The organism is Marinomonas foliarum, assembly GCF_016906065.1.
Classification (GTDB): Bacteria; Pseudomonadota; Gammaproteobacteria; order Pseudomonadales; family Marinomonadaceae; genus Marinomonas; species Marinomonas foliarum.
Genome location: NZ_CP070273.1, coordinates 1788234 through 1810000, shown reverse-complemented (window position 1 = coordinate 1810000; position 21767 = coordinate 1788234). Strand labels below are relative to the sequence as shown.

Below are 21767 nucleotides of genomic sequence, written 5' to 3'. Positions count from 1 at the left end.
GGAGATAGCTGGTTCTCCTCGAAAGCTATTTAGGTAGCGCCTCGTATCTCACCATTGGGGGTAGAGCACTGTTTGGGCTAGGGGGTCATCCCGACTTACCAACCCCATGCAAACTCCGAATACCAATGAGTGCAATTACGGGAGACACACGGCGGGTGCTAACGTCCGTCGTGGAAAGGGAAACAACCCAGACCGTCAGCTAAGGTCCCAAAGTTACAGTTAAGTGGGAAACGATGTGGGAAGGCTTAGACAGCTAGGAGGTTGGCTTAGAAGCAGCCATCCTTTAAAGAAAGCGTAATAGCTCACTAGTCGAGTCGGCCTGCGCGGAAGATATAACGGGGCTCAAACTGTACACCGAAGCTACGGATGCTTAGTTTACTAGGCATGGTAGAGGAGCGTTCTGTAAGCCGTTGAAGGTCAAGCTGTAAGGCAGGCTGGAGGTATCAGAAGTGCGAATGTTGACATGAGTAACGATAAGGGGAGTGAAAAACTCCCCCGCCGGAAGACCAAGGTTTCCTGTCCCATGTTAATCAGGGCAGGGTGAGTCGGCCCCTAAGGCGAGGCAGAAATGCGTAGTCGATGGGAAACAGGTTAATATTCCTGTACTCGTACATATTGCGATGGAGAGACGGAGAAGGCTAGGCCAGCACAGCGATGGTTGTCTGTGTTTAAGGCGGTAGGTTTGGGACTTAGGCAAATCCGGGTCCCTTTAAGACCGAGAACTGACGACGAGCCCTCTTTTGGGCGAAGTGGTTGATGCCATGCTTCCAGGAAAAACTTCTAAGCTTCAGATATGATCGAACCGTACCCCAAACCGACACAGGTGGTCAGGTAGAGAATACCAAGGCGCTTGAGAGAACTCGGGTGAAGGAACTAGGCAAAATGGTACCGTAACTTCGGGAGAAGGTACGCCGGCCGGTGTGAAGGACTTGCTCCGTAAGCACTAGTCGGTCGAAGATACCAGGTGGCTGCGACTGTTTATTAAAAACACAGCACTCTGCAAACACGAAAGTGGACGTATAGGGTGTGACGCCTGCCCGGTGCTTGAAGGTTAATTGATGGGGTTAGCGCAAGCGAAGCTCTTGATCGAAGCCCAAGTAAACGGCGGCCGTAACTATAACGGTCCTAAGGTAGCGAAATTCCTTGTCGGGTAAGTTCCGACCTGCACGAATGGCGTAACGATGGCCACACTGTCTCCACCCGAGACTCAGTGAAATTGAAATCGCAGTGAAGATGCTGTGTATCCGCGGCTAGACGGAAAGACCCCGTGAACCTTTACTATAGCTTCACAGTGAACTTTGAACCTACTTGTGTAGGATAGGTGGGAGGCTTTGAAGTGCAGACGCCAGTTTGCATGGAGCCACTCTTGAAATACCACCCTGGTATGTTTGAGGTTCTAACTCAGGTCCCTTATCGGGATCGAGGACACTGTGTGGTGGGTAGTTTGACTGGGGCGGTCTCCTCCCAAAGAGTAACGGAGGAGCACGAAGGTGTGCTCAGCATGGTCGGAAATCATGCATAGAGTGTAAAGGCAAAAGCACGCTTAACTGCGAGACAGACACGTCGAGCAGGTACGAAAGTAGGTCTTAGTGATCCGGTGGTTCTGTATGGAAGGGCCATCGCTCAACGGATAAAAGGTACTCCGGGGATAACAGGCTGATACCGCCCAAGAGTTCACATCGACGGCGGTGTTTGGCACCTCGATGTCGGCTCATCACATCCTGGGGCTGAAGCCGGTCCCAAGGGTATGGCTGTTCGCCATTTAAAGTGGTACGCGAGCTGGGTTTAGAACGTCGTGAGACAGTTCGGTCCCTATCTGCCGTGGACGTTTGAGATTTGAGAGGAGCTGCTCCTAGTACGAGAGGACCGGAGTGGACGAACCTCTGGTGTTCCGGTTGTCACGCCAGTGGCATTGCCGGGTAGCTATGTTCGGACGGGATAACCGCTGAAAGCATCTAAGCGGGAAGCCTCCCTTAAGATAAGATCTCACTGGGACATAAGTCCCCTAAAGAGCCGTTCGAGACTAGGACGTTGATAGGTTGGGTGTGTAAGTGCTGTGAGGCATTGAGCTAACCAATACTAATTGCTCGTGAGGCTTGACCATATAACACCAAAGTGGTTTTAACGAAAACGTTAAAAAGACACATAATACGATCCGGTTTAATACTTGATACACGTTATTTCAAAATGAATTGTTAAAGATCCAAGCACGTATTCGCGTGTTTTGAGACAAGTCGAAAGACAATGCAATCAACGCATAGCTCAAAACAAACGCAAAACGAATTGCTTGACGATCATAGAGGCGTTGAACCACCTGATCCCATCCCGAACTCAGAAGTGAAAAGCGCCATCGCCGATGGTAGTGTGGGAGATCCCATGTGAGAGTAGGTCGTCGTCAAGCTTTATATTAAGAGAAACCCCGTCCTGCTCAGCAGGTCGGGGTTTTTTCGTTATGGGGAATCACCATCGCCCATGCTAGTCTCGCAAGGGGATAAGTATGTGGGGCTCTTTATAACAGACAGGCATGTAAGAGTAGATCGTCCCGCAATAGGGGAAGTATCATCAAGCTTTATATTAACAAGGCCCTGATAGCTACGCTGTCAGGGCTTTTTTTCGTCTTAAGGAAATGCAAACTCAACGCGTCAGCGTGAATCCAACGTTAATACTTTTCAATCTTCTTTTAATTAAGCATTATCTGGTCACTAATGCTGTCAGGCTTTTCATTTGATGAAAAGACGAGTTGAAAAATTGTTGCTAGCAAATAAAAGTTTGTAGTTTCTAAGAAGGGAATGTCGCAATGACATATCGCTACTGTTATTTCAGCGAAGGCGGGAAGCCATAGGAAGGGGGCGAAAGTAGGTCATCTTCTGGTATTTATTAATTGGTCTTCTGCTGAGGTTGTCATGGCATTTTATTTACTTGGTTTATCTATTTTATTGGTTTTTGCGCCATTAAAATTTTCAATTATAAAGATTCCTTTATGGGGTATGTCTTCCCTAATTGCCGTGCTTGTTGGATTTATAGAGGGTGTTCTGAGTATCCAAGGGGTAGCGGTGATCTTTGTTTATTCAGGGTTGTTATTCGCTTCATTGTTGCTACGTGTGGTTTGGCTTCGCAGAGTGGTTGTAGGGATTTTTGGAGTGTTTTCCCTTGCTCTAGCAACGCATCTATTGCCAGGTTTCAATAACAATGCGGTGGTGATTGATGAGTCAGTGAGTAGAGACGGAATACCTTTTAGTTTATATGCAAACTTTGACAAAGGTTTGGCTGGCTTGTTCTTGATAGTCTACTTCTTTAGAGGGCAGGCTAATGTAAGTTACTTTAAGGCGTTGCAGAAATCTAAGGGCGCACTAGTAATATTCTTTGCTACGCCATGCTTGGCTCTGGGGTTGGCTACGCTGCTCGGTTTGATTCATATTGATGTTAAGTTGCCTAGCTTCTGGTTGGCTTTCCTTGTTATTAATTTGTTATTTACTTGTGTGGCCGAGGAGGCTTTCTTTCGTGGTTTTATGCAAAGAGAACTATCAAATTGGTTGAAAGGGAAGTCATACATGTTTGTTATTCCTATTGTTCCTGCTTTGCTTTTTGGTATTGCCCATGTTGGAGGTGGTATTGAATATGTCATCGTAGCGGGGGTTGCTGGTTTAGGTTATGGCTATCTGTATTATCTGACTAATCGAATCGAGTTGTCTATTCTATGCCACTTTATAGTAAATGCTCTGCACTTATTTTTATTCACTTATCCTATGCTGGCTTAACAAATATCGATGTGGTTTTTTTTACAAAAAAACGGTCCCTATGAGGGGCCGTTTTAGTTTGAACTGCTTCTATTATCTAGAGTTATTCTTCCATCTGTGCGTTATCAACAATATGATTGTCGCCGATGTCTTTTGGTAGGATGAGGTTAAGCGTGATCGCCACAATACCGCATAGGCTTATACCTTGGAGGCTAAATTCACCAATACCAAACGCCATGCCGCCGATACCAAATACCAGTGTGACACCGACGATGATTAGATTACGAGATTTATGAAGATCAACTTGGTTTTTGATTAGAGTATTCAAGCCTACCGCAGCAATAGATCCAAACAAGAGAATCATAATGCCGCCCATTACAGGCAGAGGAATGGTTTGTAAGGCGGCACCTAATTTTCCAACCCAAGCGAGTGTTATGGCTGCGATGGCAGCCCAAGTCATGATGACAGGGTTAAATGCTTTAGTCAGCATAACGGCACCTGTAACTTCACTGTAAGTTGTATTTGGTGGTGCGCCGACCATAGCGGCTGCCATCGTTGCGACACCATCGCCAGCAATAGTTCGGTGTAAGCCTGGCTTCTTAAGATAGTCTTTGCCGGTGACATTGGAGATAGAAAGAATATCGCCTACGTGCTCGACGGCAGGGGCGATAGCAACAGGCAACATGAACAAGATGGCATTGATATTGAATTCTGGTGCTGTGAAGTTAGGCATAGCAAACCAAGCAGCACTGTATACCGCTTCAAAATTAACGATGCCAAAGAATAAACTCAATATATAGCCTACAAAGATGCCACCAAGTACAGGCAGAAGCTTAAATAAGCCCTTTGCGAACACGCTGATCAAGATGGTTGTCAGTAAAGAAGTGAGCGCGATGATGATCGAAATATCGGCATCAATTGCCTGAACGTCGCCAGCTTTCCCGAGAGCCATATTGACAGCAACGGGTGCAAGCCCTAGGCCGATCACAATGATTATTGGACCTATGACGACAGGCGGTAATAGCGTATGGATGAAACCAGCGCCTTTTAGTCGAATGATGCCACCCAAGATGACGTAAACAAGTCCTGCTGCCATTAATCCGCCCATCGTGGCAGGAATGCCCCATGTTTGAACGCCAAACATAATTGGCGCGATAAAGGCAAAAGAAGAGGCGAGGAAAATTGGCACAGTGCGGCGCGTCATGAATTGAAATAAAAGTGTACCGACACCAGCGCCAAAGAGAGCAACGCTAGGGTCAAGCCCTGTCAATAGAGGTACGAGTACCAAAGCGCCAAATGCAACAAATAGCATTTGAATGCCGACAATGGCATTTTTCATATTGTTGTTCCTATTAGATTGTTAGTAGACGGAATTTTATAGAGAACCGTATTCAAGCGCCAGACTTTGCTCTTTTAGCGGCTCTAATGGACAAAAAAACTAAGCTAGAGGCGGATATTGTCTGTATAAATCTTAAATGTTTACTCTATCTGAACACTAGTTGACATTGTTATTCGATAATATAGGACTCAATTGTCCATAACTAATAGAGTCGATAATATGCTTCATCATTGTTTTTCAGAACCCATGAAGGGTTCAAACTTGGTCGGGTCGCAGGTTTTGCGAAAATCCCGAAAAACAAATGTATCTAGTAATTTACAGCGCTTAGCAAGTCGTTCCTTATTGGCAGTTGGTGTGTTGTTCAGTCTTACTGCGTGTGCCGCTCCGTCATCTGAAATGACATCCGCGTCTTCTGCGGCTCAACCTGAGGAGGGTGAAGTATTTAGCTATGCTTGGTTAAAAGGGTACGCGCGCCAATTGGCGACTAAGCCTTATGAAAGTCATCAAGGTGAAATGCCAGAGAGCTTAAAAGGCTTGGACTGGGATGATTATCAAGAAATCCAATTTAATAAAGACGCTGCATTATGGAATGATGAAAAATCGGAGTTCCGTACAGGGCTTTTCCATCTTGGTTTAGGTTTTGATACGCCAATTCATATGAGTGAGTTGGAAAATGGTAAATCTACCCCGATTCCTTATATGCCTTCTGAATTTACTTACGGTAAGTCTAAAGTAAAAGGTGAAGATCTTCCTAAAGATCTTGGTTTCGCTGGCTTTAGAATGCAGTTTTCGACAGATTGGCAGCGTGATGTTGTTGCCTTCTTAGGGGCGAGCTACTTCCGAGCAGTGGGTAGTGAAATGCAGTATGGTCTGTCTGCTCGTGGCTTGGCAATTGATACAGCAATGCCGCATCCAGAAGAGTTCCCTGTATTTACAGATTTTTGGCTACAGAAGCCTGCACCAGGTTCTGATGTAGTAACTGTTTACGCGTTAATGGATTCTCCAAGTGTTACAGGTGCTTATCGCTTTGATATGTCTCCAGGCGAACCGTTCAAAATGAAAGTGGATTCTGCTATTTACCCACGCAAATCTGTTGAGCGTTTGGGGGTCGCGCCAATGACCAGTATGTTTATGATTGGGGAAAATGACCGTCGTACAAATTATGATTGGCGTGCCGAGATTCATGATTCTGATGGACTTGCTATGCAAACAGGTAATGGTGAATGGATTTGGCGTCCACTAACTAACCCTGCCAATTTGCAGTTCAATGCTTATAGTGATGAAAACCCAAAAGGGTTTGGTTTACTGCAGCGTGACCGTAACTTTGATCACTACCAAGACGATGGTGTCTTCTATGAAAAGCGTCCTAGCCTATGGATTGAGCCAATCGGTAATTGGGGTAAAGGTTCTGTTCAGTTGGTAGAGATTCCAACTTTAGATGAAACCTTCGATAACATTGTGGCTTTCTGGAATCCAGATACTCCAGTTGAAGCAGGCCAAGAGTTGCTTTATAGCTATAACATGTACTGGGGAAGCCACCCCCCCGTTCAATCTAATCGCGCAAGAGTCGTTGATACCTTTACTGGTATTGGTGGTGTGATTGGTAAGAAGCGTGATTATTACAGCAAGCGTTTTGTTGTTGATTTTGCTGGCGGTTCTTTAGCTATGCTAGGCAATGATACTAAAGTGAAAGCAGTGATTACCTCTTCAGACGGACGAGTGGAAATTGAATCGGCGCGACCACTTCATTCTATTGATGGCTATCGCGCGATGTTCGATTTAGTCCCACCAAATGGAAAGAATGCCACTAAGCCGATTAATCTTCGTGTTTATCTAGAAGCGAATGGTCAGCCGCTGACTGAGACGTGGCAATATCAGTGGACGCCGCCAGCAGAAAAAGACAGAGAGCTTCACAATGCAGGCCATTTGAAGTAACTTTTTAAAGGCACCTGTTTGTTTTACCAATAAAAATGCCCGATGTTATGCATCGGGCATTTTTAGTTGCTCAATAATTGCGTCTAAATAATTTAGCTTTTGCGATTATTTAAAAAGTCACGGTAGGCATATCCGCTGCGTTTAATGGTTCTTTCTTGAGTTTGATAGTCGACGTAAGTTAAACCAAAGCGTTTGCTGTAACCCTCGGCCCATTCAAAATTATCCATTAAGCTCCAAGCAAAATACCCCCGAATATCCACTCCCGCTTCAATCGCTTGATGTACGGCATTTAAATGGCCGTTCAAATAACGCACGCGTTGATCGTCATTGATGTCCCCATCAATAATATTATCGGCGCAGGCGATACCGTTCTCGGTAATGTACATTGGTGGTAGGGTATATTGTTTGTGAAGGTTTATTAACAGCTCGGTAAAGGCGTGTGGAGCAATTTCCCAGCCAATATCGGTATATTCAACGGTTTTGCTGTTTTTCACATCTTTAAACATGTTTTTTGAGTCGAAGGCATTATGGTTACAGGTGTAGAAGTTCATGCCTAAGAAGTCCATTGGTTGAGAGATTATCTCCATATCGCCTGGTAAAACGTTAGGCAAATATTGTGGTGCAACGGTTTTGAGGATCTGTGGGTACTGGCTTTTCATCAAAGGCTCAATGAAAAATTGATTGTCTAACGTTTCGCGCATCAAGCAAGCGAATTGATCTTCGGCTTTGTCACTGGCAGCGTAGGAGCGGTTCATATTTAGTACTATGCCAACCTGAGATTTTGGCGCGTTTTTACGAATCACTGGGAGAGCCAAGCCATGAGCGAGTAAGATGTGATGAGCGGCTTGTCTACCGTATTCTGGTTTGCTTAGCCCTGGCGCATGAATGCCTAGTTCATAGCCTAATATTGCTGCACAGAAAGGTTCGTTAAAGGTTGCCCAGCTATCGACCCATTCGGCCAGCTCTTTAGTCACCAAGTCGGCATATTGCTTGAACTGATATGCCGTTTCTCTGTTAAGCCAACCACCTTTGTCTTCTAAATGCTGTGGTAGGTCCCAATGATACAGGGTGACAAATACAGCCAAGCCTTCCGCTTTGAGCTTTTTGAGCAAGTTGCGGTAAAAATCCAATCCGGCTTGGTTTGCTTCACCTTTCTCATTCATGACACGTGGCCATGCAATGGATAGTCGATAAGCATCTACATTAAGATCTTTTATAAGCTGGATGTCTTGCTCCCAAAGGTGGTAATGGTCGCACGCCACTTCTCCGTTATCTGCGCCTTTTACTTTTCCGGGTGTTGCACAGAAAGTGTCCCAAATAGAAGTAAGGCGATTGTCGGTTGTTGTCGCGCCCTCGATCTGAAAGGAGGCAGTAGCCACGCCAAAGATAAAATCAGAGCTAAGCATTTTCGAGTTGGATGGTAAGGTGATTGACATGATGTCCTCAGTCTTTTTATTTATTGTCTTCACAAAGATATGTAAGGTGATCAAAGGTACTGGAGGAAGCTGAAAAGCGTCAATAAAGGCATCATGGTTTTAGTAATTTAAGAGGTTTTAAGTGCATTTTAAGAGCATTTTAACTGCGGATGTAACACATTGGCGTAAGTTTTCGACCTTGTGCAGTATAAGTGCGAAAGCGGCTTGATAATTCTTCAGGTAACATTTTTACCGATATGGTCGTAAAATGATTGGCAATATAAAAGGGCACTAGATGAGTCAAGGCAAAGCAATAGGTGGGCATTTCATTCAGTGCTGGGTGTATGCTGCTGATGAGGTGGCTACCTAGCCCAAGCTTGCGGAAATTAGGGTCTGTTATCATGCTTGTGAGTAGTTGATTGTCGGCAATACGTTTGAGCCTGACTGCGCACAGAATGACGCCTTTGTCTTTTATAACCCAAATCGGGTCTGCTTTATTTGGTTTTCCGCTTGGGTAGTGTGCTTGATAAAACTTTTTTACCAAGGGGAACCAAAGTGAAGGAACTTGTTCTGCGTTAGGGTAAGGTGGTTTCATGATGGAGTGCGTAGTACAAGGGAAGTGTTTAATAATAACATGGTCAGGGAGCTCCTAGGATGTTATTTAGATTGAATTACTTACAGCGAGAGGATTTATTGTGCGGCAGAAAATAGCGTTGTGGTGTGTTTTTGTATTGCTTTTACCTATATCAGAAGCCGTCAATGCGGCGCAAGAGCAAGCTGAATTCATCTATGAGCCAGGCGAACCTTTTGATCAATACGTCGCTCGAGCAGAGCAATATGTTAACGAGCGGAAGTTATGGGTTAATGCTGATAACAAAGCTAGAGAGTTGTCTGCTGTTTTGCCTTTTGAATTATTGCCTGATGCGCAGACATGTACCGGCCGAGCGCGTATTGGCGTGTTGCTATCGCACGGTTTATCTGATTCTCCTTTTTCGATGCGAGACCCAGCAGTGGCACTGCAAGCGTCTTGCTATCATGTAAGAGTGGTTTTATTGCCTGGTCATGGCACAAAGGCTGATGATCTATTGCATGTTTCCCGAAATGAATGGCGCGTGACGTTCCGAAATGCAGCGGATAAATTCAGTAAAGAAGTTGATGTGATGTATGTTGGGGGCTTCTCTACTGGTGGTGCATTAGCTGCAGAGTATGCCTGGCAGCATTCAGATAGTGTCGCTGGTGCTATTTTGTTTTCGCCTGTTTTTAAAGTGAACAGCAGCATTGATTGGCTGTCACCTTGGTTGGCGATGTTTAAAGATTGGTTGGATAATTACCCAAGCGACGACTTTGCTAAGTACGCGTCTATTCCTGTTCCAGCAATCGCTGAAGTATATAAACTGTCGAAAGAAGTGCGTCACTTAATTCTGAAAAATCCGAAAACATTACCAGTATTCATCGCTTTATCGGAAGATGACCAGACAGTCGATTCCTCTGTATCAGAAAAAGTGTTTAATGCAGGCATGGTTGGGCCAAAAAGCCAGATGGTGCTGTATAGCAAAGATCAAATGAGCGCCAATACAGACCGAATTAAGGTTTACAATACCAATTGGCCAGAGGACAGGATATTAGGTCTGGCGCACATGGCTGTTCATGGCAACCCAGAAAACCCCTATTATGGAGCTGCAGGTGAATATAGAATTTGCGGTTGGTACCAAGCGGATGAGTCCTTGTATCAAACGTGTCGAACAGATGGTGAAAATTGGTTTGGTGAAAAGTCTTCAGCCTTAACGAAAAATAGCCCCCATGCGGCGCGAGTGTCTTGGAATCCAAACTTCAATTCATTGATGCAGGAAGTCGCCTTTTTCATTAAGGCTAACGCAAAGTGAATATAGATAGAGAGAGTGCATGTCAGAAAATATAGGGCTTAGTCTTCCTGCAGTTGATATCATGCAATCGCAAATAGAGCAGTACCATAATGATGGCTATTTGGTGCTGGAGTCGATTATTCCGGAGGCTGTTTGTGATGCGCTTAAAGCGCGGATGTTAGAGCTTATGGCATCTTTCGAGCCGGACTCTGTACGCTCTATTTTCACAACTAACGAGCAGTCTCGCTATACCGACAGTTATTTCATGGAGTCGGCTAATAAGGTGTCTTTCTTCTTTGAAGAAGAGGCGTTTGATGAGGTTGGTAGTCTTAAACAACCCCTTGAGCTGTCTATTAACAAAGTAGGGCACAGTCTTCATTTTCAAGATGATGTGTTTAAAGATTTTTCGTTGTCCTGTGTATGGGGGCAATTGTTACGGCAGCTGGGGATGGTTGAGCCACGGGCTGCACAATCTATGTATATTTTTAAGCAACCAGGTATTGGTGGAGAGGTAAATTGTCATCAAGACAGCACCTTTCTATACACTACGCCAATGAGTGTTATCGGCTTGTGGTTTGCCATTGAAGACGCGACACTTGAAAATGGTTGTCTTTGGGGTGTGCCCAAAGGCCATCGTCAAGGATTATTAAAGCGTTTCGAACGTAATGCACCTGATTCGGTAGAAACAAAAATGGTGACATTAAAAGAACACGCTTGGCGTCAAGACGAGCTGGTGGCCATGCCAGTACCAAAAGGCTCCTTAGTGGTTTTGAATGGCGAGTTTCCTCACCTTAGTTATGCTAATCGCTCTGAACTGTCGCGCCATGCGTATTCTATTCATGCTGTTGATAATACTTGTGATTACCCTGAATTAAACTGGCTTCAAGCGGTGAAAGGTCAATCTTTTATACCGTTTCAAACGAAATGATAAATTAAAGTTGGAGAGCGTTGATGCAAGCTGTTTTGGCCCTACTTAGTGATAATGAATTTCACTCTGGTGAAGAGTTAGGGGTCGCATTAGGAGTCACCCGCGCAGCGGTCTGGAAGAAACTTAAAAAGTTAGAGTCTATTGGTGTCACAGTTCATTCCGTTAAAGGTCGTGGTTATCGTTTACCAACCCCCGTTGAATTGTTGTCCGAAGAGCTGCTGCGTGCTAATGGTGTGGCAAGTGATGTGGCGCTCAAATTAGCGTTTGAAACTGAGTCTACGAATGGTGATGCAAAACAACATATATCAACTGGCCAGCCCTTACCTGCGTTAATTGCTGTTGAGCGCCAAACTAAAGGTAAAGGGCGACGCGGTCGTCAATGGGAATCCGGTGTTGCCAAAAACCTAACCTTCTCATTCGTTTGGCGTTTTGACAATGGGCCGAGTGTAGTAGAAGGGTTGAGCCTTGCTGTGGGGGTGGCTGTTGCACGTGTTTTGAGAAAAGCAGGTATTCCGAATCCAGGCCTGAAGTGGCCCAATGATGTACAAATTGATGGGCAGAAGATCTGTGGCATTTTATTGGAAATGGTGGCGGATCAGGATGTATGTCATGTCATTATTGGGGTGGGGTTAAACGTCGAGATGGATGATGGATTTATGGCGCACGTCGATCAGCCTTGGACCGATTTGGTTTCTCGACTTAAGACTCGACCAAGTAGAAACTTTCTTTTGGCAGAGCTCACCGAAGAGCTAATGAGTATCTGCCAATTGTTTGAAGACGGTAATGGGATGAAGCATTTTCAGCATCAATGGCAAGCATATGACGTGCTTTTTAATCAATCCGTTACTGTTAGTACGGTTTCTCAGCAGCGCCAAGGTGTCGCGCGAGGTATTGATCAGAAAGGGGCGTTGCTGCTAGAAGAAAATGGTGAGCTAGTGGCTTTGCATGGAGGAGAAATAAGTGTCCGTCGCATCTAAGGTTTTGGTGGTTGATGCAGGGAATACAAGTATCAAACTTACTGCATTTGAAGGTGATTCTGTATTGTGGGTTCAGCGAGGTGACAATTGCCCTGCTAATACAGGTTTTGATCCAGATGTGATTTACTTTGCCAGTGTGCGCTCGAAGGAGCAAAGTGCGCTGTTGCATGCAGATATTCAGGCTGAATACCCGCATAGTGGCTGGGTCACATTAGCCAGCCAAGCTGAAGCTTGCGGTGTGTATAACGCTTACCTTGAGCCGGAGCGATTAGGCGTAGATCGTTGGCTTGGTGCCATTGCAGCATACTACCTAGCAAAGGATGGTGTGGTTGTGATAGATGCTGGTACAGCTATTAAGGTAGATGTGGTAAATAAAGAAGGGGTCCACCTTGGCGGATATATAACCCCAGGGCTTGGTATGATGGAGGAATCTCTGCTCTCTAACACGGCGCGAATTCGTTATGATTCGAATGAGGTCGTTGGCGGAGAAGGGCTTCCTAACTCGACCGCCCGAGCGGTAACAGAAGGGTGTTATGAAATGGTTTTAGGTTTCTTGGAGCGCATCCACTTACAATACAAAGATTATAAATGGGTGGCGACAGGTGGCGATGCTGAGTCTTTGCTGGGGCGTTTGAGTATCCCCGTCGAGCGCCAGATGAACCTAGTGGCTATAGGTGCAAAATTGGTGGGTGATGAGCAGTTAAGAGGCAATAAATGAAGTGGCTTTTTCTTTTTGTTGTGTTGTTGAATGCCGCATTTTTAAGTTGGCATAGTTTTGTCCAAGATACGCCTGAAAAAAGCAGAGAGTCAGTTTATGGGCCGCCTGTCAGCGAAAAAATTTACCTTTTGTCTGAAGCTCCTATCGAACAATACCCTGAAGCTGAAGTGTCATCAAATGAAAGTCTTGAAGAGGCGCTTAACAAAGTCATTGAACAGGCGACCGTTGATGCGCCAGAGTTATTCTGTCCGCGTCTTGAGGCAGAGCGCAATGAAGATAAGCAGCAAATTGTTAAAGTGCTAAATGGTTTTGGTTGGGATTATCAGGACAGAGAGGTGACAGGTAAAAGGCCTAAATTCTGGCTGTATATAGCGGCACCAGAAACGCCAGAAATTGCAGCGCGTATTGTAAAAGAACTTGCTTCTAAATCGATCGACAGTTTTGTTATTAATCGTGCTGAAATGAAGAATCGAATATCTTTGGGTTTGTATTCATCACAAGAGCGAGCGAATCAGGCGAAAGTGCGAGTGCAGAATGCCTCAGGCTATCCTGTTGATGTTTATGAACATATGCGAAATGTCTCACTGCAGCAGATCGATATATCGCACCCAGTGGATGAAAAAGACTGGGAACAGTTCATGTCACGCTTTGATCTGACAAAGATGATGATAAAAGTAGAAAAAAATCCTTGCTAGCGCTTGCAATTGGCAAGACGATTCATATAATGGCTCCCACCTTTTGGGGTGTTGCGTTGTAGCGCTGAGTACGTGGAGGGGTTCCCGAGTGGCCAAAGGGAGCAGATTGTAAATCTGCCACGAAAGTTTCGGTGGTTCGAATCCACCTCCCTCCACCAATTGCGGGTATGGTATAGTGGCTATTACCTCAGCCTTCCAAGCTGAAGAGGCGGGTTCGATTCCCGCTACCCGCTCCAATGCTCATGTAGCTCAGTTGGTAGAGCACACCCTTGGTAAGGGTGAGGTCGGCAGTTCAAATCTGCTCATGAGCTCCAGCTTTCCAATGCAAAAGATAGGTGGCTCGACCGCCTTTTTTATTGTCTGTTTTTTGGGCAGATACCCTTGCTAAACTTAGCATGTTTAGGTATCATCCTCCGCCCATACGATTGTAGGCCAATAGTTCAATTGGTAGAGCACCGGTTTCCAAAACCGGCTGTTGGGGGTTCGAGTCCCTCTTGGCCTGCCATAATTCGTATCCTATTTCTTAGTTAGGGATCACCTAAAGTATGAGTTCGAGTACTGAAGCTCAAGCGTCTCGCGGAGATGTGTTTAAGTGGGCGATTGTTGTTCTACTAGTTGCGGTAGGCGTGATTGGTAATAACTATTATTCTGCTGAGTCACTATTGTATCGCTTAATTGCTATCTTGGTGTTGGCTGGTGTTGCTGGTTTTGTTGCGTTGCAGACTGTGAAAGGTAAGGCTTTTTTTACTTTGGCAAAAGAAGCTAAGACTGAAATTCGCAGAGTTGTATGGCCAACCAGACAAGAGACCACGCAAACAACATTAATAGTATTAGCGGTTGTTGTTTTTATGTCTCTCGTGCTATGGGGGGTGGATTCGTTCCTTGGTTGGATCGTTTCCTCGGTAATTAGTTAGGAGTTGCTCGTGACCAAACGATGGTATGTAGTACAGGCGTACTCAGGGTACGAAAAGCACGTAATGCGTTCGCTTCTTGAGCGAGTGCAGGTTATGGGGCAGGAAGAAAATTTTGGTGACATCTTGGTGCCGACTGAAGAAGTGGTCGAAATCCGAGATGGCAAAAAGCGCAAGAGTGAAAGAAAGTTCTATCCAGGTTATGTATTGGTTCAAATGGATATGAATGACGCCTCTTGGCACTTGGTTAAAGGCACCTCTCGTGTATTGGGTTTCATCGGTGGTACGGCTGATAAGCCTTCTCCGATCACGAGTCGTGAAGCAGATGCTATTTTGCAACGCGTTAGTGATGGGGTTGATAAGCCGCGTCCTAAGACTTTGTTTGAAGTGGGTGAGGTGGTTCGTGTTAACGAAGGGCCGTTTGCTGACTTCAATGGTGTTGTGGAAGAAGTGGATTACGATAAAAGTCGAATCAAAGTGGCGGTGCTTATTTTTGGGCGCTCGACACCTGTTGATTTGGAGTTTAGTCAGGTTGAGAAGGCCTGATTTTGTTGAACGGGTAGCCTTCGGGCAGTGACCCATCTGGAGTTGAAAAATGGCTAAGAAAGTCCAAGCTTATATCAAGCTACAAGTTAAAGCGGGTCAAGCGAACCCAAGTCCACCAGTTGGTCCAGCACTTGGTCAACACGGTGTGAATATCATGGAATTCTGTAAAGCGTTTAATGCGAAAACTCAAGGCGTAGAGCCTGGTCTTCCAACGCCAGTAATCATCACTGTATACAGTGATCGTAGCTTTACATTTGAAACTAAATCTACTCCTGCCTCTGTTTTACTTAAAAAAGCAGCTGGTTTGAAGAGTGGTTCTCCACGTCCAAACACTCAGAAAGTTGGTACGGTTACACGTGCACAGCTAGAAGAGATTGTTGTTGCGAAGCAAGCTGATTTGACTGCTTCTGACATGGATGCAGCAGTTCGTACGATTGCTGGTAGCGCACGCGCTATGGGTCTAGAAGTTGAGGGTGTAAACTAATGGCTAAATTAACTAAACGCGCTCGCTTGATCGCTGAAAAAGTAGAAGCAACTAAGTTTTACTCTGTAGAAGAGGCTGTTGCTCTATTGTCTGAGCTTTCTACTGTTAAGTTCAAAGAATCTGTCGATGTATCTGTTAACCTAGGCGTTGATCCACGTAAATCTGATCAGGTTGTTCGTGGCTCTACTGTATTGCCTCATGGTGCTGGTAAAGATGTTCGTGTTGCTGTATTTGCGCAAGGTGCAAATGCTGAAGCTGCGAAAGAAGCTGGTGCAGATGTTGTTGGTTTCGAAGATTTGGCTGAGCAAGTTAAAGCTGGTAACCTAGATTTTGACGTTGTTATCGCATCTCCTGATGCAATGCGTATCGTCGGTCAACTAGGTCAGGTTCTAGGTCCACGCGGTCTAATGCCTAACCCTAAAGTTGGCACAGTAACACCTGATGTTGCAACTGCAGTTAAAAATGCAAAAGCTGGTCAAGCTCGTTACCGTACAGATAAAAATGGTATCATCCATGCGGCTGTAGGCTCTATTGAGTTCGCTGCTGATGCTATCAGAGGAAACGTGGAAGCACTTTTGGCTGACTTGCGTCGTGCTAAGCCTGCTTCATCTAAAGGCGTTTACCTGAAAAAAGTGACTTTGTCCTCTACAATGGGACCTGGTCTACAAATTGATCTAAGCGCGCTTAACTCTACTAAGTAAGCATGTTTAGATCATGAGCTTTGGGGTCTGCCTTCATTTATTTGTTGAGCAGGCCGTCAAAGACCGCAGGAACCCTAAGGGTTTAATAACAACGTTGTAAAATGTTTGTCCTGCGCAGATGGTGTGGCCCGATTCAGATATACTGGATCTAACTCACCAGCAAGTACTTCGAGTAATCGAAGAGTTGGTAAAAATAAGAGAGTATACGCTCTCTGCTAATCCAGGAGAAAACCAGTGGCATTAGGTCTAGAAGACAAAAAAGCCATTGTCGCCGAAGTTAGCGAAGTTGCTAAAACTGCATTGTCTGCAGTAGTTGCTGATTCTCGCGGTGTTACCGTGAGCAATATGACAGCACTACGTAAAGAAGCGCGTGAAGCAGGTGTTTATGTACGTGTAGTACGTAACACTTTGGCTCGCCGTGCAGTTGAAGGCACTGACTTCGAATGCCTAGCTGAGAGCTTTGTTGGTCCTACGTTAATTGCTTTTTCTAACGAACACCCGGGTGCGGCTGCTCGTTTGTTGAAAGCTTTTGCTAAAACGAACAACAAGTTTGAAGTGAAGGCGTTGGCGTTCAACGGTGAGTTGATCCCAGCTGGCGACATTGATCGTTTGGCAACACTGCCTACATACGACGAAGCAATTGCGAAACTGATGAGTGTTATTCAGGGCGCAACAAGCAAGTTTGTACGTACTCTTGCAGCGGTTCGCGATCAAAAAGAGCAAGAAGCGGCGTAATACGGTTTACCGTATCCCTTCTTGATAAATATTTTGTTTTATTGCCTTCGGGTAATTATAAAGAATGCTAGGAATCTGAGTCATGGCTCTAACTAAAGAAGATATCATCAATGCAGTAGCAGAAATGTCTGTGATGGACGTTGTTGAACTAATTTCAGCAATGGAAGAAAAATTCGGCGTATCTGCAGCTGCTGCTGTAGCTGCAGGTCCTGCTGCTGAAGCTGGCGCTGCTGCTGAAGAACAAACTGAATTTGACGTTGTTCTTACTGCTGCTGGCGACAAGAAAGTAAACGTAATCAAAGCTGTTCGTGCAGCGACTGGTCTAGGCTTGAAAGAAGCTAAAGCTATCGTTGACGGCGCTCCAATGACTGTTAAAGAAGGTGCTTCTAAAGATGACGCTGCCGCTCTTAAAGCAGCTCTTGAAGAAGCTGGTGCATCTGTCGAAATCAAGTAATGATGCTTGCATTTCCAGATTTCGACCAATAGTCGAAATGGCTGGTGACATTATTGTCACCGGCCTTTTTGGGTTTCTAAAACTCAAATAAAACCTTAGAAGAATTTTCAAGTGGGAGATAATGCTCCCATATATGGTAAGGCCTGATTTGGGCCTTTTGCGTCAATGTGCACAAGCTGGGGAATGCTGATGGCTTACTCATACACTGAGAAAAAACGTATCCGTAAGGATTTCGGTAAACTGCCGCCCGTTTTGGATGTGCCATACTTGCTGGCAATTCAGCTTGAATCCTACCGTAATTTTCTGCAAGAAGGTAAAAGCCTTGCAGAGCGTGGGGAATTAGGTCTGCATGGGGCCTTTAAATCTGTCTTTCCAATGGTCAGCTTTTCCGGCAATGCGGCGCTAGAATACGTCGATTACCGTTTAGGCAAACCAGTTTTTGATGTTAAAGAGTGTCAGTTGCGTGGTGTTACTTACGCGGCACCTTTACGTGTTCGTGTGCGACTTATCATTTATGATAAAGAATCGTCGAACAAAGCAATCAAAGACATACGCGAGCAAGAAGTCTACATGGGTGAAATTCCGCTCATGACAGATAATGGTACCTTTGTAATTAACGGGACTGAGCGTGTTATCGTCTCTCAATTACACCGTTCTCCTGGTGTGTTTTTTGATCACGATCGTGGCAAAACTCACTCTTCAGGTAAATTACTGCATTCTGCTCGAATTATTCCTTACCGCGGTTCTTGGTTGGACTTCGAGTTTGATCCAAAGGATTGCGTATTTGTTCGTATCGACCGTCGTCGTAAGTTACCAGCAACGATTTTGCTGCGTGCTTTGGGTTATGGTACGGAACAAATTCTAGATGCTTTCTTTGAATCTACGCGTTTCTATTTGAAGCGTGATGGTTTTGAGATGGATCTAGTTGCTAATCGCCTACGTGGTGATACAGCGCTATTTAATATTGCTGATGCGAATGGCGAACTTATCGTAGAAGAAGGTCGTCGTATTACCGCTAAGCATATTCGTGTAATGGAAAAAGCGGGTCTTGAGCGCTTATCTGTGCCGCTTGAATACATGCTTGGTAAAGTAACTGCTAAAAATTTGGTTCACCCTTCAACGGGCGAATTGATTGCTGAAGCAAACACAGAGCTTTCTGTTGATTTGCTAGAGGCATTAGTGGCTTCAGGTATCACTGAAGTGGATACGCTTTACACGAATGACTTGGATAATGGTCCATTTATTTCTGATACGCTTCGTATTGATCCGACCAGCAACCAGTTGGAAGCTTTGGTTGAGATCTACCGCATGATGCGTCCTGGCGAGCCGCCAACCAAGGAGTCGGCTGAAGGCTTGTTCCAAGGTTTGTTCTTCTCTGAAGATCGTTATGATTTGTCTGGCGTTGGACGAATGAAGTTCAACCGCCGCTTGGGTCGTGAAGAAGATGCGGGTGCTGGCGTTCTTGATAACGACGACATTGTTGCTGTTCTTAAAACCTTGCTTGATATCCGTAACGGTAACGGCATGGTTGATGATATCGATCACTTGGGTAACCGTCGAGTTCGTTCTGTTGGCGAAATGGCCGAGAACCAATTCCGTGTTGGTCTTGTTCGTGTTGAGCGTGCAGTGAAAGAGCGTTTGTCAATGGCGGAAGCTGATGGCCTTATGCCACAAGATCTTTTGAATGCGAAGCCAGTTGCTGCTGCTATTAAAGAGTTCTTCGGTTCAAGCCAGTTGTCTCAGTTTATGGACCAAAACAACCCGCTATCTGAAGTAACGCATAAGCGTCGTGTTTCAGCGTTAGGGCCTGGTGGTCTTACGCGTGAACGCGCAGGCTTTGAAGTGCGTGACGTACACGCAACTCATTACGGCCGTGTTTGTCCTATCGAAACACCTGAAGGTCCAAACATTGGTTTGATCAACTCGCTATCTACTTATGCGCGTACTAACAGCTACGGCTTCTTAGAAACGCCATACCGTAAGATTATTGATGGCAAGATGACGGATGAAACAGTTTATATCTCTGCGATCGATGAAGCGAAATATGTAATTGCCCAAGCGTCTGCAAATGTTGATGCGGAAGGTCGTTTGGTTGATGAGTTGGTTCAGGTGCGTCATATGCACGAAACGACTTTGATTCCAAAAGAAAAAGTAAACCTAATGGACGTGTCACCTCGTCAGGTTGTTTCTGTTGCGGCATCTTTGATTCCGTTCCTAGAGCACGATGATGCTAACCGTGCATTGATGGGCTCGAACATGCAGCGTCAAGCCGTGCCGACACTTAAGGCTGATAAGCCTGTAGTTGGTACTGGTATGGAAAAAAATGTAGCAAAAGACTCTGGTGTTTGTATCGTTGCGAATCGCGGTGGTGTGATTGAGTCTGTTGATGCGAGCCGTATCGTTGTACGTGTGAACTCAGAAGAAACAATTGCTGGTGAAGCAGGTGTGGATATCTACAACCTGACTAAATACGTGCGTTCTAACCAGAACACATGTATTAATCAGCGTACTTTGGTGATGAAGGGTGAGAAGGTTGCTTCTGGCGACATTATGGCCGATGGTCCTTCTGTTGATATGGGTGATTTGGCGCTTGGTCAAAACATGCGTATTGCTTTCATGCCTTGGAATGGTTTCAACTTCGAAGACTCGATCCTAGTATCTGAGCGTGTTGTAGAAGAAGATCGATTCACTTCTATCCACATTCAAGAGTTAACGTGTGTTGCACGTGATACTAAGCTTGGGCCTGAAGAAATTACTGCCGATATCCCTAACGTGGGTGAAGGTGCGCTTTCTAAGTTGGATCAATCCGGTATCGTATACATCGGTGCAGAAGTTGAGCCAGGCGATATTCTAGTTGGTAAAGTGACGCCTAAAGGCGAAACACAGCTAACGCCTGAAGAGAAACTTTTGCGAGCTATCTTCGGTGAAAAAGCGTCTGACGTAAAAGATACGTCGCAACGTGTTAAGACGGGTACGCGCGGTACAGTTATCGACGTGCAAGTTTTCACTCGTGATGGCATTGAAAAAGATGACCGTGCTAAGTTCATTGAAAAATCGCAGCTTGATCAAGTTCGTAAAGACTTGAACGAAGAGTTCCGTATTGTTGAGAAAGCGACTTTCGAACGTCTAGCTGAAGCCCTAATCGGCCAGCAAGCGGAAGGCGGTCCTAGCTTGGCTCGCAATGCGATTATTACGGAAGAGTACTTGGCGAATCTAGATCACCCTGAGTGGTTTAAAATTCGTGTTGCTAATGAAGAAGCGAGTGAGCAGCTTGAAAAAGCGCAAGCCGCTTTGATTGAGCGCCGTAAAGAGCTTGATGCGAAATTTGAAGATAAGAAACGCAAATTACAAACAGGTGATGATCTAGCGCCTGGCGTTCTTAAAATCGTTAAAGTTTATGTTGCCATCAAACGTCGTATCCAGCCAGGTGATAAAATGGCCGGTCGTCATGGTAACAAGGGTGTAATTTCTAAAATTATGCCAGTTGAAGACATGCCGTATGATGAAAACGGTGATCCAGTTGATATCGTATTGAACCCGTTAGGTGTTCCTTCGCGTATGAACGTTGGTCAGGTTTTGGAGACTCACTTAGGTGCGGCATCTAAAGGCTTGGGTCGTAAGATCAACGAGATGCTTGTTGTAGAGCGTGAGAAAGCTGAGGCGGTTGCAGAACTGCGTAGCTTCCTCGATGAAATCTACAATGGCTACGAAGGTGACTTGCGTTGTGCTCGTACGGAAGATCTAGATAGCTTTACAGACGAAGAGATTTTAACCTTGGCCTCCAACCTGACGGGTGGTGTTCCAATGGCGTCTGGTGCCTTTGATGGTGCAAAAGAAGCTGAGATCAAGCGTATGTTGCGCTTAGCTGGAATCAACGAAAGTGGTCAGGTTAAATTATTTAACGGCCGTACTGGTGATGCTTTTGAACGTCCTGTAACGGTTGGTTACATGTATATGCTTAAGTTGAATCACTTGGTTGATGACAAGATGCACGCACGTTCTACCGGCTCTTATAGCTTGGTTACTCAGCAGCCGCTGGGTGGTAAAGCTCAGTTCGGTGGTCAGCGTTTCGGGGAGATGGAAGTATGGGCACTAGAGGCATACGGTGCTGCTTACACGCTTCAAGAGATGTTGACTGTTAAGTCCGATGACGTGAATGGCCGTACTAAGATGTATAAAAACATCGTAGACGGTGACCACCGTATGGAACCTGGCATGCCTGAGTCCTTCAACGTGTTGGTGAAAGAGATTCGTTCTCTTGGTATCGATATCGAGCTAGAAAACGAATAAGCACGAATCACATTTGACCTGCTGGGGAGCAAGACTCCCC

17 protein-coding genes, 4 tRNA genes and 2 rRNA genes (1 of these 23 only partly in view) are annotated in these 21767 nt (G+C 45.3%); 20 read left to right on the top strand and 3 right to left on the bottom strand.

Going from position 1 to position 21767, the window contains the following annotated elements; all coding sequences use genetic code 11:
• From JSY38_RS08440 to JSY38_RS08430, 3 genes are all read left to right on the top strand, one after another.
• A 23S ribosomal RNA gene (locus JSY38_RS08440) occupies positions 1–2104 on the top strand (it extends 786 nt beyond the left edge of the window).
• A 182-nt stretch (positions 2105–2286) separates the two neighbouring features.
• Positions 2287–2401: ribosomal RNA gene (rrf, locus tag JSY38_RS08435) — 5S ribosomal RNA — on the top strand.
• Positions 2402–2903: 502 nt separating this feature from the next.
• Positions 2904–3758: a CPBP family intramembrane glutamic endopeptidase gene (locus JSY38_RS08430; protein ID WP_205116419.1), complete on the top strand. Its 855-nt coding sequence runs from the start codon at positions 2904–2906 to the stop codon at positions 3756–3758.
• A gap of 82 nt (positions 3759–3840) precedes the next feature.
• Here the strand turns inward: JSY38_RS08430 and JSY38_RS08425 are convergent, their stop codons facing one another.
• Complete coding sequence (locus JSY38_RS08425; RefSeq protein WP_205116417.1) at positions 3841–5076, bottom strand: uracil-xanthine permease family protein; 1236 nt, start codon at positions 5074–5076, stop codon at positions 3841–3843.
• A gap of 219 nt (positions 5077–5295) precedes the next feature.
• Here JSY38_RS08425 and JSY38_RS08420 point away from each other — a divergent pair, with 219 nt between their 5' ends.
• Complete coding sequence (locus JSY38_RS08420) at positions 5296–7011, top strand: OpgD/OpgG family glucan biosynthesis protein (RefSeq protein ID WP_114412718.1); 1716 nt, start codon at positions 5296–5298, stop codon at positions 7009–7011.
• Between the two features lie 92 nt (positions 7012–7103).
• Here the strand turns inward: JSY38_RS08420 and JSY38_RS08415 are convergent, their stop codons facing one another.
• Both JSY38_RS08415 and JSY38_RS08410 read right to left on the bottom strand, forming a co-directional pair.
• A complete protein-coding gene (locus JSY38_RS08415) occupies positions 7104–8447 on the bottom strand; it encodes a GH1 family beta-glucosidase (RefSeq protein ID WP_205116415.1) in 1344 nt (447 codons plus the stop codon).
• Between the two features lie 139 nt (positions 8448–8586).
• Positions 8587–9021 carry a GNAT family N-acetyltransferase gene (locus tag JSY38_RS08410; protein WP_114412716.1) on the bottom strand — a complete coding sequence of 145 codons (435 nt, stop codon included), beginning with the start codon at positions 9019–9021 and terminating at the stop codon, positions 8587–8589.
• A 100-nt stretch (positions 9022–9121) separates the two neighbouring features.
• On the opposite strand from JSY38_RS08410, the gene JSY38_RS08405 reads away from it, so the two are divergent.
• The 16 genes from JSY38_RS08405 to rpoB all read left to right on the top strand — a co-directional run bounded on the left by JSY38_RS08405 (position 9122) and on the right by rpoB (position 21727).
• Positions 9122–10309, top strand: coding sequence for an alpha/beta hydrolase (locus JSY38_RS08405; RefSeq protein WP_114412715.1), 1188 nt, complete (start codon positions 9122–9124; stop codon positions 10307–10309).
• 19 nt (positions 10310–10328) lie between these two features.
• On the top strand, positions 10329–11216 hold the full coding sequence (locus JSY38_RS08400; protein WP_239544438.1) for a phytanoyl-CoA dioxygenase family protein: 888 nt from the start codon (positions 10329–10331) through the stop codon (positions 11214–11216).
• Between the two features lie 23 nt (positions 11217–11239).
• Positions 11240–12193, top strand: coding sequence for a biotin--[acetyl-CoA-carboxylase] ligase (locus JSY38_RS08395; protein ID WP_114412714.1), 954 nt, complete (start codon positions 11240–11242; stop codon positions 12191–12193).
• Positions 12177–12911 carry a type III pantothenate kinase gene (locus JSY38_RS08390; RefSeq protein ID WP_205116413.1) on the top strand — a complete coding sequence of 245 codons (735 nt, stop codon included), beginning with the start codon at positions 12177–12179 and terminating at the stop codon, positions 12909–12911. The genes JSY38_RS08395 and JSY38_RS08390 overlap by 17 nt, the downstream gene beginning before the upstream one ends.
• Positions 12908–13606: an SPOR domain-containing protein gene (locus JSY38_RS08385; RefSeq protein ID WP_114412712.1), complete on the top strand. Its 699-nt coding sequence runs from the start codon at positions 12908–12910 to the stop codon at positions 13604–13606. The genes JSY38_RS08390 and JSY38_RS08385 overlap by 4 nt, the downstream gene beginning before the upstream one ends.
• A gap of 74 nt (positions 13607–13680) precedes the next feature.
• Positions 13681–13764 (top strand) — tRNA-Tyr (locus JSY38_RS08380).
• 3 nt (positions 13765–13767) lie between these two features.
• Positions 13768–13842 (top strand) — tRNA-Gly (locus JSY38_RS08375).
• A 2-nt stretch (positions 13843–13844) separates the two neighbouring features.
• Positions 13845–13920, top strand: a tRNA-Thr gene (locus JSY38_RS08370).
• A 115-nt stretch (positions 13921–14035) separates the two neighbouring features.
• Positions 14036–14111, top strand: a tRNA-Trp gene (locus JSY38_RS08365).
• A 40-nt stretch (positions 14112–14151) separates the two neighbouring features.
• Positions 14152–14520 (top strand): preprotein translocase subunit SecE, encoded by a 369-nt coding sequence (secE, locus tag JSY38_RS08360; RefSeq protein WP_114412711.1) that lies wholly within the window; start codon positions 14152–14154, stop codon positions 14518–14520.
• Between the two features lie 9 nt (positions 14521–14529).
• Positions 14530–15063 carry a transcription termination/antitermination protein NusG gene (gene nusG / locus JSY38_RS08355; protein WP_114412710.1) on the top strand — a complete coding sequence of 178 codons (534 nt, stop codon included), beginning with the start codon at positions 14530–14532 and terminating at the stop codon, positions 15061–15063.
• Between the two features lie 49 nt (positions 15064–15112).
• Positions 15113–15547, top strand: coding sequence for a 50S ribosomal protein L11 (gene rplK, locus JSY38_RS08350; protein WP_110577354.1), 435 nt, complete (start codon positions 15113–15115; stop codon positions 15545–15547).
• Entirely contained in the window at positions 15547–16248 is a 702-nt protein-coding gene (gene rplA / locus JSY38_RS08345; protein ID WP_114412709.1) for a 50S ribosomal protein L1, read from the top strand. The genes rplK and rplA overlap by 1 nt, the downstream gene beginning before the upstream one ends.
• A gap of 234 nt (positions 16249–16482) precedes the next feature.
• Positions 16483–16983 (top strand): 50S ribosomal protein L10, encoded by a 501-nt coding sequence (gene rplJ / locus JSY38_RS08340; protein ID WP_114412708.1) that lies wholly within the window; start codon positions 16483–16485, stop codon positions 16981–16983.
• A gap of 82 nt (positions 16984–17065) precedes the next feature.
• Positions 17066–17437, top strand: a complete 372-nt coding sequence (gene rplL, locus JSY38_RS08335) for a 50S ribosomal protein L7/L12 (RefSeq protein ID WP_110577358.1) — start codon at positions 17066–17068, stop codon at positions 17435–17437.
• Between the two features lie 189 nt (positions 17438–17626).
• Complete coding sequence (gene rpoB, locus JSY38_RS08330; RefSeq protein WP_205116411.1) at positions 17627–21727, top strand: DNA-directed RNA polymerase subunit beta; 4101 nt, start codon at positions 17627–17629, stop codon at positions 21725–21727.
• Positions 21728–21767 lie beyond the last annotated feature (40 nt).

What these genes read in the sequence shown, in the direction of transcription:
- JSY38_RS08430 (WP_205116419.1), top strand. Translation starts at nt 2,904, where the DNA reads ATGGCATTTTATTTACTTGGTTTATCTATTTTATTGGTTTTTGCGCCA.
- JSY38_RS08425 (WP_205116417.1), bottom strand. Translation starts at nt 5,076, where the DNA reads ATGAAAAATGCCATTGTCGGCATTCAAATGCTATTTGTTGCATTTGGC.
- JSY38_RS08420 (WP_114412718.1), top strand. Translation starts at nt 5,296, where the DNA reads ATGCTTCATCATTGTTTTTCAGAACCCATGAAGGGTTCAAACTTGGTC.
- JSY38_RS08415 (WP_205116415.1), bottom strand. Translation starts at nt 8,447, where the DNA reads ATGTCAATCACCTTACCATCCAACTCGAAAATGCTTAGCTCTGATTTT.
- JSY38_RS08410 (WP_114412716.1), bottom strand. Translation starts at nt 9,021, where the DNA reads ATGAAACCACCTTACCCTAACGCAGAACAAGTTCCTTCACTTTGGTTC.
- JSY38_RS08400 (WP_239544438.1), top strand. Translation starts at nt 10,329, where the DNA reads ATGTCAGAAAATATAGGGCTTAGTCTTCCTGCAGTTGATATCATGCAA.
- JSY38_RS08395 (WP_114412714.1), top strand. Translation starts at nt 11,240, where the DNA reads ATGCAAGCTGTTTTGGCCCTACTTAGTGATAATGAATTTCACTCTGGT.
- JSY38_RS08385 (WP_114412712.1), top strand. Translation starts at nt 12,908, where the DNA reads ATGAAGTGGCTTTTTCTTTTTGTTGTGTTGTTGAATGCCGCATTTTTA.
- secE (WP_114412711.1), top strand. Translation starts at nt 14,152, where the DNA reads ATGAGTTCGAGTACTGAAGCTCAAGCGTCTCGCGGAGATGTGTTTAAG.
- rplK (WP_110577354.1), top strand. Translation starts at nt 15,113, where the DNA reads ATGGCTAAGAAAGTCCAAGCTTATATCAAGCTACAAGTTAAAGCGGGT.
- rplA (WP_114412709.1), top strand. Translation starts at nt 15,547, where the DNA reads ATGGCTAAATTAACTAAACGCGCTCGCTTGATCGCTGAAAAAGTAGAA.
- rplL (WP_110577358.1), top strand. Translation starts at nt 17,066, where the DNA reads ATGGCTCTAACTAAAGAAGATATCATCAATGCAGTAGCAGAAATGTCT.
- rpoB (WP_205116411.1), top strand. Translation starts at nt 17,627, where the DNA reads ATGGCTTACTCATACACTGAGAAAAAACGTATCCGTAAGGATTTCGGT.